The following is an 8,557-nucleotide window of genomic DNA, read 5'->3' as shown; positions in this document are numbered from 1 at the left end:
GGCCGCCGAACATCGTGCCGAACACGTCCTCGAAGCCGCCCGCGCCGCCGGCGCCGCCGGGCGCGGTGAACCGGGCGCCCGAGCCCATGGCCCGGATCGCGTCGTACTCCTTGCGCTGCTCGGGGTCGGAGAGCACCGAGTGCGCCTCGCTGATCTCCTTGAACCGCGCCTCGGACGCGGCGTCGCCGGGGTTCGAGTCGGGGTGGTACTTGCGTGCGAGCTTGCGGTAGGCCTTCTTGAGGTCCGCCTCGCTCACGTCCTTGGAGACGCCGAGCACCTTGTAGAAGTCCTTGTCGAACCAATCCTGACTGGCCACCGGCACCTCCCTTCCCTGAAGTCTGTCTGAAATCCGTGACGGCCGGTCCGCGACATCCGATGAGCGGATGCCGCGGGCCGGCCGAACTGCCTTACAGCGGCGTCTTCACGACCACCTTCGCGGCCCGCAGGAGCGTGCCGCCCAGCGTGTAGCCGGTCTCGACGACGTCGGCGACCGTGTCGACCTCGACCTCGTCGGACGGCTGCTGGAAGATCGCCTCGTGGCGCTGCGGGTCGAACGGCTCGCCCACCTCGCCGAACGGGGTGAGCCCGAGCTTCTCGACGGCGCCGCGCAGCTTCGCCGCGATCGTCGCGAACGGGGCGTCGCCCTCGAGGTCGCCGTGCTTCTCGGCGCGGTCGAGGTCGTCGAGCACCGGCAGCAGCACCGCGACGGCCGCGCCGACCGCGCGCTCGCGCTCGACCTCGCGGTTCGCCTCGGTGCGCTTGCGGTAGTTCGCGTACTCGGCGGTGACCCGCTTGAGGTCGGCGAGGTGCTCGTCGGTCGGCTCCTGGACCTCGGCCTGGGCCGCGTTCAGGATGTCGTCGACGGTGAGCACGTCCTCGTCGGCGTCGGTCGGTGCGGATGCCGCGGCAGCGTCTGCTGCGGCATCCGTCGACTCACCGGCAGCCGGCTCACCGGCGGCCGACTCGCCTGCGTCGGGAGCGGGCTGACGAACCTGACCCGTCTCGGGGTCGATCCGCCGCTTGTCGCGGATGACCGGCTCTTCGTGGTTCTGGTTCTCGTCGGACATGATTACTTCTTCTCGTCCTCGTCGTCGATGACCTCGGCGTCGACCACGTCCTCGTCGGAGGACTGGTCGCCGGCGGCGCCGGACGCGTTCGCGTCCTCACCGGGGTTGCCCGCGGCATCCGCCGACTGCTGCTGCGACTGCGCGTAGATCGCCTCGCCGAGCTTGCCCTGCGACTGCGACAGCTTGTCGAACGCGTTCTTCACCGCGTCGTCGTCGTCGCCCGCGAGGGCCGACTTCAGCCCGTCGACGTCGCCCTGCACCTCGGACTTGACGTCGGCAGGGAGCTTGTCGTCATTGTCCTTGATGAGCTTCTCGATCGAGTAGACGAGCTGCTCGGCCTGGTTGCGGGTCTCGGCCGACTCGCGGCGCTTCTTGTCTTCTGCCGCGTGCTCCTCGGCGTCGCGCACCATGCGCTCGACGTCCTCCTTGGGGAGGGCCGAGCCGCCCGAGATGGTCATCGACTGCTCCTTGCCGGTGCCCTTGTCGCGGGCCGACACATGCACGATGCCGTTGGCGTCGATGTCGAAGGTGACCTCGATCTGCGGGATGCCGCGGGGCGCCGGGGCGATGCCGGTGAGCTCGAACGTGCCCAGCGGCTTGTTGTCGCGGGTGAACTCGCGCTCGCCCTGGAAGACCTGGATCGCGACCGACGGCTGGTTGTCGTCGGCGGTCGTGAAGGTCTCGCTGCGCTTGGTGGGGATGGCCGTGTTGCGCTCGATGAGCTTGGTCATGATGCCGCCCTTGGTCTCGATGCCCAGGCTCAGGGGGGTGACGTCGATGAGCAGCACGTCCTTGCGCTCGCCCTTGAGGACGCCCGCCTGCAGGGCGGCGCCCACGGCGACGACCTCGTCGGGGTTCACGCCCTTGTTGGGTTCCTTGCCGGTCTCCTGCTTCACGAGCTCGGAGACGGCGGGCATGCGGGTCGAACCGCCGACGAGCACGACGTGCGCGATGTCGGCCAGCTTGATGCCGGCCTCGCGGATGACGTCCTCGAAGGGCTTCTTGGTGCGGTCGAGCAGGTCGCTCGTCATGTTCTCGAACTGGGCGCGGGTGAGCGTCTCGTCGAGGTTCGCCGGGCCGTTCTCGGTGAGCGAGAGGTAGGGCAGCTGGATGCTGGTGCTCATCGAGGAGCTCAGCTCCTTCTTCGCCTGCTCGGCGGCCTCCTTGAGGCGCTGGAGGGCGATCTTGTCCTTCGAGACGTCGACGCCCGTCGAGTCCTTGAAGCGCTTGATCAGCCACTCGACGATGCGCTGGTCCCAGTCGTCGCCGCCGAGGCGGTTGTCGCCGGCGGTCGCACGCACCTGGATGGTCGAGAAGTCGTCGTCCTTGCCCACCTCGAGGAGGGAGACGTCGAAGGTGCCGCCACCGAGGTCGAAGACGAGGATGAGCTCGTCCTCCTTGCCCTTGTCGAGGCCGTACGCGAGGGCCGCGGCCGTGGGCTCGTTGATGATGCGCAGGACGTTGAGGCCCGCGATCTCGCCGGCCTCCTTGGTGGCCTGGCGCTCGGCGTCGTTGAAGTACGCCGGCACGGTGATGACGGCGTCGGTGACCGTGTCGCCGAGGTACTGCTCGGCGTCGCGCTTCAGCTTCTGCAGGATGCGCGCCGAGATCTCCTGCGGCGTGTACTTCTTGCCGTCGATCTCCTTGGTCCAGTCGGTGCCCATGTGGCGCTTGACCGACGCGATGGTTCGGTCGACGTTGGTGACGGCCTGGCGCTTGGCGGTCTCGCCGACGAGCACCTCGCCGTCCTTCGTGAAGGCGACCACCGACGGGGTGGTGCGGAAGCCCTCGGCGTTCGCGATGACGGTGGGCTCGCCACCCTCGAGGACGCTGACGACCGAGTTGGTGGTGCCGAGGTCGATGCCTACTGCTCGTGACATGTGTGTTTCTCCTTCTGCCGGGAGGTGGCGCGAGCGGATGCCGCGTGCGCTCCGTGGCGGGTCGGCCCGGCCGTCCTGGCCCGCGACCGAAGTCCGTGTCGCCGGAACTTGAGTCCCGACGGCTCAAGTGTTCCAGCGCCCGTTCGAGGTGTCAAGTCGAGGACGCGGAACTTGAGTACACTCGACTCAACTCTCAGCTGGTTGCCAGTATTCCGCCGCGCGGGTACCCGACCCGCATTCCGAACGTATCGGGGATCACCCTGATGGACACGGGTCCGCGGCGAACCATAGGCTCCGGTCCATGACCCGACGCCCTGCCATCGGCGGCTCGCTCGTCGCCGCCCTCGCCATCATGCTCCTTGCCGGATGCACAACTGCTGGCGACGTCGGCGACACCCCGTCGCCGTCGACCCGCGGTGCGGCAGCCGCACTCGGCTGACAGACTGGGAGCACACCACGCCGCCGAGGAGGAACGCCATGCCGGAACCCATCGAGGTCGGACTCGTCTCGTACACGCTCTCAGCCGAGGCCTACTCCCGCATCGGCGCGGACTTCGACACGGAGGCGGTCGACGACGCGATCCTCGCCCGGCTGAACGAGCTCGTTCCCACCGGCGTGGTGGTGCACCGCAACGGCAAGGCCTTCGCCGACCCCGACGTCGCCCCCATCGCGCGCGAGCTCGACTGGCAGCGCCTGCTCGGGCAGATCGACATCGACCAGATCCTGGCCGAGCACGGCCGCTGAGCCCTCCCGCAGGCCAGAGCAGGGCTGCGGCTGCGGCTGCGGCTGGGCTCAGCCGCGCGCCGTCTCCTCCAGGAGGCGCGCCATCCCCCGCGGCACCCGATCCAGCGGGAGGACCTCGACCACGTCCGCGGCGAACCAGGCCTTGCGCCCGGCTGCAGTCCCGGCGAATCGATGGAGCTGCGCCTCGATCGGGCGCTCCCGCTGCGCGGGTTGCCGCTGGAACACCCGGAAGCGCGCGAGATCGCGATGGACGGCGAGCACCTCCTCGATGACGGCCGGGCCCGCGGCGCGAATGAGCTCGTCCTCGAGATCGAGCGAACAGGCGAAGAAGCCCTGGGCCTCGAGATCGCCCGACGACGCGGCATCCGGCCGGCCCGCCGACGCCAGCATGCGGCCGACCGTCGCGGCCTCGCCGATGTCGTACAACCCGAGGAGCCGGGGTGGCTTCGGCCGCGCGTCGAGCTCGCCGAGGTGGTGGCGCAGGTTGGTGACTCCGTTCATCGCGATCACCACGGCGCCGGCGGCCGTCAGGTCGAGGCCCAGCCGTCTCGCGAGGGCGAGCAGTGCCCGGCGATCGCTCTCCCCTTCCACCAGGATCACCGTCGACGCCTCGGCCCCGTCCACGGCGGGATCGCGTAGCTCGGCGTCGAGACCGCCGCGCGGTTCGCGACTCATCCGAGCATGGTCCCCTCCGCGGCCGCGGACGGCTTCGGGTCGGGCAGGCGCCGCATGCGGAACGCGTTGAGCACGCCGAGCAGCCCCGCGAGGATCGGCACGAGGAGCGCCACCTGGAGGGAGATGAAGCGGGAATCCGCGTTGATCGCGAGGATCTCCTCCTGCACCTCGGGCGTCTGGTCGACGAGCAGCTCCTCGAGTCCCGTGTTGGTCATGATCTCGGCGTCCTCCTCGAGGACCGACGAGACCTGCTGCTGCTCCTCCGGCGAGAGCACCGTGCTCGCGTCGGCGCTCGCGGTGAACGTGAAGGCCAGCGTCGCGAGCATGATCGCGCCGGCGAAGGCGAGGCCGAACGACAGGCCGAACGAGCCGGCCGCCGAGTTGACGCCCGCCGCCTCGCTCACCCGCTCGTCGGAGATCGGCGAGAGCGTGTAGTTGTTCAGCTGCGAGACGAGCAGGCCGAGGCCGCAGCCCGAGATGATGAGCGGGATCGTGAGGTACCAGCCCGAGTCGGCGATGGGCACGAGCGGCACGAGGATCGCCAGGCCTGCCACGACGAGCACGAAGCCCCACAGGATGATGTTCGCCGGGCGCTGCTTGAGCCCACGGCCCGCGAGCAGCGCGACGGCGAACATGCTCAGCGAGAGCGGTGCGATCGAGAGGCCGGCCTGCAGGGCGTTGTACTCGAACACCATCTGCAGGTAGATCGGGAGCACGATCATCGTGCCGCCCAGGGCGATCTGTTGCAGCAGCTGCCCGCTGGCGCCCGCGCGGAACATCTTCGACTCGAACAGGGCCGGGTCGAGGAGCGTCGGCTTGCCGCGACGCTTGCGGCTGCGCAGCCAGAACACGAGCAGGCCCAGCCCGAGCACGCCGATGCCGATGATGAGGCCGACGTAGCCGCCGCCCTCCTGCCACACGAGGATGCCGGTCACGACGCCGCCCATGCCGACGATCGACAGCAGGGCGCCGACGAGGTCGATCGACCGGTCGCCGTGGTACGGCACGTCCTTCACCAGGCCGATGCCGGCGAGCACGACCGCGATGATCACGGCCTCGAGCGCGAATCCCACGCGCCATGAGAGGAACGTGGTGATGAAGCCGCCGAGCAGCGGTCCGACGGCGGCGGCGATGGCAGCGGATGCGCCGACGAGGGCGTACACCCGCTTCTGCTGGGCGCCCTCGAAGTTGCCGTGGATGAGCGACTGCATCGCGGGCAGCAGCAGGGATGCGCCGATGCCGCCGATGATCGCCCAGAAGATGATGATCGCCGTGAGGTCCTGGGCGAAGACCATCGCGATGGCGCCGATCGCATAGCCGAGGAGGCCCAGCACGTAGGCGAGCTTGCGGCCGATGAGGTCGCCCGTCTTTCCGCCGATGAGGATGAACGCGGCCGACACGAGCGCCTCGAGGGCGATGGCGCCCTGCACCCCGCTCACGGTGGTGTCGAGGTCGTGCACGACCGCCGAGATCGACACGTTCATCAGCGACGTGTCGACCACCAGCACGAACATCGCCATCGCGAGGAGGATCGCGAGTCGTCCGTTGAACGGCGCCGTGGCGCCCCCGTCTGCGCTCATGGCTCACCCAACCACACTCGTGGTCGCCGCCGGTAGAGGCGCGTGGGCATCCGCTCACGTGCAGGGGGTACCGCGGAGATGACCCTCTCGCGCTTCGGGGCGGCCGAGGGCTAGGCTCGGCCGCATCGGGTTGGGGGACCCGCTTCGGGGGAACCGTATGCCCGGCGCGCGGGGGAGGCGCTCATGGGAATGCAGACTGCAACACGCAACGAATCATCGACGAGTCCGGCACGGCCGGGAGATCGTCGCCGCAAGATGCTCGCGATCCTCGCGGGCGGGCTGGTGCTCGGCGTCGGGGCCGCGGTCACGCTCGCCGTGTGGAACGACTCCGAGTTCGCGACGGGCACGTTCGGGTCGGGCCAGTTCGAGCTCGAGGGCAGCCTCGACGGCACGGCGTTCAGCAGCTCCGAGACGGCGCCGGGCAAACCGCTCGCCTTCGCGGTGGACGCCGACCTGCTGAGTCCGGGTGCCGTCGTCTACGCGCCGTTCGCGGTGCAGCTCTCGTCGGACTCGACCTACGAGGCATCCGTCGACCTTGCGAGCACCACGTCGGGCACGATCGGGGCTGAGCTGACGTACTCGCTCTACGACGTGGGCGCGACGTTCGGGGCGACATGCTCGGCCGGGACACCGCCGTCGGGCACGGCCCTCGTCACCGACCAGCCCGTCGCGAGCCCCACGCCCGCCGCCGTGTTCGAGCTCACGGCGGTGACCGCCCCCGTGAACCTGTGCTTCGTCGTCACCGCGAGCTCCGCGCTCCCGGCGGCGCAGACCGGCACGGTGACGTGGGAGTTCCTCGGCGAGTCGACCGACCCGCTGCCGTAGCCGGGCGATGGGCATCCACGTCGAGGCGCCGGACCGGGGACGGCGCAGTCGCATCTGGCGCGCCGTGCTCGCCGGCGGACTCGTGCTGGGCGTCGGCGCCACGGTGACGCTCGCCGCCTGGAACGACAGCGAGCAGGCCACCGGCAGCTTCGCCGCGAGCGTGTTCGGCACGGAGTCGCAGAGCGCCGGGTCGCCGACCTATGCGAGCAACACGACCGCACCGGGGGCGACCCTGTCGTTCGCGGCCACGGCGATGTCGCCCGGCACATCGACGTACGCCTGGCTCAACATCCGTACGACGACCACCTCGACGGTCGGTGGCACGGTCACGCTGGCGGCCGTCACGAACAACGGCGGCGGACTCGTCGGCGCCCTCCAGTACCGGGCGGTGCGCATGGCGTCGGCGAACCCGACCTCGACATGCGCCGCCGCGGCGTTCACGGGGACGCCCGCGTTCGTCGCGGGCGGCGCGTCGAGCTACCTGCCCGTCACGCAGGTGCCGGGGTCCGCGGTCGCGAATCCGATCGGCGCCGCCGGCGCCCAGCTCGGGTTCTGCTTCGAGGTGCAGGTCGCGCCCAATGCGGCGAACACCTTCCAGGGCACGTCCGCGACGGTGACGTGGCAGTTCAACGCCGCCTCGACAGGGTGACCGACGGATGCCGCGTGCGCGCCGTTCCCGCTCCGTGACCTCGGTCGCGGGCGACGTGCTGCTCACGCTGGCGGCCATCGCCGGGGCGGCGTGCATCCTGCTCGTCGTGGCCGCGGTGCTGTTCGACTTGGGCATCGTGCTGTTCCGCACGGGGTCGATGAGTCCGACCATCCCGGCGGGCTCCGCGGCGCTCGTGCGCGAGGTGCCCGTCCGTGAGCTCCATGTCGGCGACGTGGTGACCGTCGACCGGCCCGGCCGCCTGCCGGTGACGCATCGCATCGTCGCGATCGACGACGCGGGGACAGGCGGGGCTCGCCGCCTCACGCTCCGCGGGGACGCGAATCCCGTCGACGATCCGCAGCCCTACGAGGTGCCGTCGGCTCGGATCGTGCTCGCCTCGGTGCCGGGTGTCGCGCCGGTGATCGCCGCGATGGGGCATCCGGCCGTCATCGGCGGCCTCACCGTGGGCGCGACCGCGCTCGTGGTGTGGGCGTTCTGGCCGCGACGCCGCCGCGAGGCACCACCGCCGACGCCCGGCGATCCGCCGGAGCCGGCGAGCGCGACGGCGACCACGGCGTCGCTCGTGCTGGCCCTCGTGGCCGTGGCGGCCTGCGTGTCGCAGGCACCGACGCCCGCCTCGGCGGCGGTCGAGGAGTCGGTCGTGCAGGGGCAGGTGCTGCGCCTGACCGCGATCGGCGATCCCGAGCTGATGCAGCGCATGACACCCGGCGACACGGTCGCGTGGGAGGTCGGCATCTCCGCCGACGCGCCCGAGCCGGGCACCATCGACGTCGGCATGATCGGCGGCGGGGATGCCGGGCTGGGGCTCGTGGTCGAGGCGAGCTGGTGCGCGGTGCGCTGGACGGGCGGCGCCTGCGACGACCCGGTGCCGTTGCTCGCCCCCGAGCCGCTGCCCGTCGACGGGGTGGCCCAGGAGTTGCTCACCATGACCACCGCCGAGCAGCGCTGGATCCGGTTCCTCGTCACGATGCCCGCGTCCGGCACCGACGCCGGCGGGCTCGCCGACCTCGAGGTCCACGCGGTCGGCTCGGGCGATGAGGTGCGGATCGGCACGGCGCCCGGCTCGAGCGCCGCGATGAGCATCGCGTAGGCGAGTCCGTCGGCCGCCGAGCAGCA

At 70.8% G+C, this 8,557-nt stretch carries 10 protein-coding genes; 5 read left to right on the top strand and 5 right to left on the bottom strand.

Annotated features, from left to right (window positions below; translation table 11 throughout):
• The 3 genes from GH736_RS12560 to dnaK form a co-directional block, all read right to left on the bottom strand.
• Positions 1-316, bottom strand: a 316-nt coding sequence (locus tag GH736_RS12560; protein WP_159603750.1) for a DnaJ domain-containing protein, incomplete at its 3' end; no start/stop codon positions are given.
• A gap of 91 nt (positions 317-407) precedes the next feature.
• Positions 408-1,067: a nucleotide exchange factor GrpE gene (locus GH736_RS12555; protein WP_159603748.1), complete on the bottom strand. Its 660-nt coding sequence runs from the start codon at positions 1,065-1,067 to the stop codon at positions 408-410.
• 2 nt (positions 1,068-1,069) lie between these two features.
• The gene (gene dnaK / locus GH736_RS12550; protein WP_159603746.1) at positions 1,070-2,947 is read right to left on the bottom strand and encodes a molecular chaperone DnaK; all 1,878 of its coding nucleotides are present in this window, start codon (positions 2,945-2,947) and stop codon (positions 1,070-1,072) included.
• A 301-nt stretch (positions 2,948-3,248) separates the two neighbouring features.
• Here dnaK and GH736_RS12545 point away from each other — a divergent pair, with 301 nt between their 5' ends.
• Positions 3,249-3,386, top strand: a complete 138-nt coding sequence (locus GH736_RS12545) for a hypothetical protein (protein ID WP_159603744.1) — start codon at positions 3,249-3,251, stop codon at positions 3,384-3,386.
• A gap of 38 nt (positions 3,387-3,424) precedes the next feature.
• Positions 3,425-3,691 (top strand): hypothetical protein, encoded by a 267-nt coding sequence (locus tag GH736_RS12540; protein WP_159603742.1) that lies wholly within the window; start codon positions 3,425-3,427, stop codon positions 3,689-3,691.
• 48 nt (positions 3,692-3,739) lie between these two features.
• Here GH736_RS12540 and GH736_RS12535 read toward each other — a convergent pair whose 3' ends face one another.
• Together GH736_RS12535 and GH736_RS12530 are read right to left on the bottom strand one after the other, a co-directional pair.
• Positions 3,740-4,366, bottom strand: a complete 627-nt coding sequence (locus GH736_RS12535; RefSeq protein ID WP_159603740.1) for a TOPRIM nucleotidyl transferase/hydrolase domain-containing protein — start codon at positions 4,364-4,366, stop codon at positions 3,740-3,742.
• Positions 4,363-5,946, bottom strand: coding sequence for an MFS transporter (locus tag GH736_RS12530; protein WP_159603738.1), 1,584 nt, complete (start codon positions 5,944-5,946; stop codon positions 4,363-4,365). The genes GH736_RS12535 and GH736_RS12530 overlap by 4 nt, the downstream gene beginning before the upstream one ends.
• Before the next feature lie 255 nt (positions 5,947-6,201).
• On the opposite strand from GH736_RS12530, the gene GH736_RS12525 reads away from it, so the two are divergent.
• Genes GH736_RS12525 through GH736_RS12515 form a run of 3 tightly spaced genes read left to right on the top strand, consistent with a single transcriptional unit; the run spans position 6,202 to position 8,531 of the window.
• Complete coding sequence (locus GH736_RS12525; RefSeq protein ID WP_159603736.1) at positions 6,202-6,771, top strand: SipW-dependent-type signal peptide-containing protein; 570 nt, start codon at positions 6,202-6,204, stop codon at positions 6,769-6,771.
• Positions 6,772-6,778: 7 nt separating this feature from the next.
• Positions 6,779-7,420, top strand: a complete 642-nt coding sequence (locus GH736_RS12520; protein WP_159603734.1) for a SipW-dependent-type signal peptide-containing protein — start codon at positions 6,779-6,781, stop codon at positions 7,418-7,420.
• A 34-nt stretch (positions 7,421-7,454) separates the two neighbouring features.
• The gene (locus tag GH736_RS12515) at positions 7,455-8,531 is read left to right on the top strand and encodes a signal peptidase I (protein WP_235934139.1); all 1,077 of its coding nucleotides are present in this window, start codon (positions 7,455-7,457) and stop codon (positions 8,529-8,531) included.
• The last annotated feature ends 26 nt before the right edge of the window (positions 8,532-8,557 follow it).

Source organism: Agromyces humi (genome assembly GCF_009720255.1).
GTDB lineage: Bacteria > Actinomycetota > Actinomycetes > Actinomycetales > Microbacteriaceae > Agromyces > Agromyces humi.
This window is presented reverse-complemented; position numbering and strand designations above follow the sequence as displayed.

Coding starts and splice junctions, on each gene's coding strand:
- GH736_RS12555 (WP_159603748.1), bottom strand. CDS start 1,067: ATGTCCGACGAGAACCAGAACCACGAAGAGCCGGTCATCCGCGACAAG.
- dnaK (WP_159603746.1), bottom strand. CDS start 2,947: ATGTCACGAGCAGTAGGCATCGACCTCGGCACCACCAACTCGGTCGTC.
- GH736_RS12545 (WP_159603744.1), top strand. CDS start 3,249: ATGACCCGACGCCCTGCCATCGGCGGCTCGCTCGTCGCCGCCCTCGCC.
- GH736_RS12540 (WP_159603742.1), top strand. CDS start 3,425: ATGCCGGAACCCATCGAGGTCGGACTCGTCTCGTACACGCTCTCAGCC.
- GH736_RS12535 (WP_159603740.1), bottom strand. CDS start 4,366: ATGAGTCGCGAACCGCGCGGCGGTCTCGACGCCGAGCTACGCGATCCC.
- GH736_RS12530 (WP_159603738.1), bottom strand. CDS start 5,946: ATGAGCGCAGACGGGGGCGCCACGGCGCCGTTCAACGGACGACTCGCG.
- GH736_RS12525 (WP_159603736.1), top strand. CDS start 6,202: ATGCTCGCGATCCTCGCGGGCGGGCTGGTGCTCGGCGTCGGGGCCGCG.
- GH736_RS12520 (WP_159603734.1), top strand. CDS start 6,779: ATGGGCATCCACGTCGAGGCGCCGGACCGGGGACGGCGCAGTCGCATC.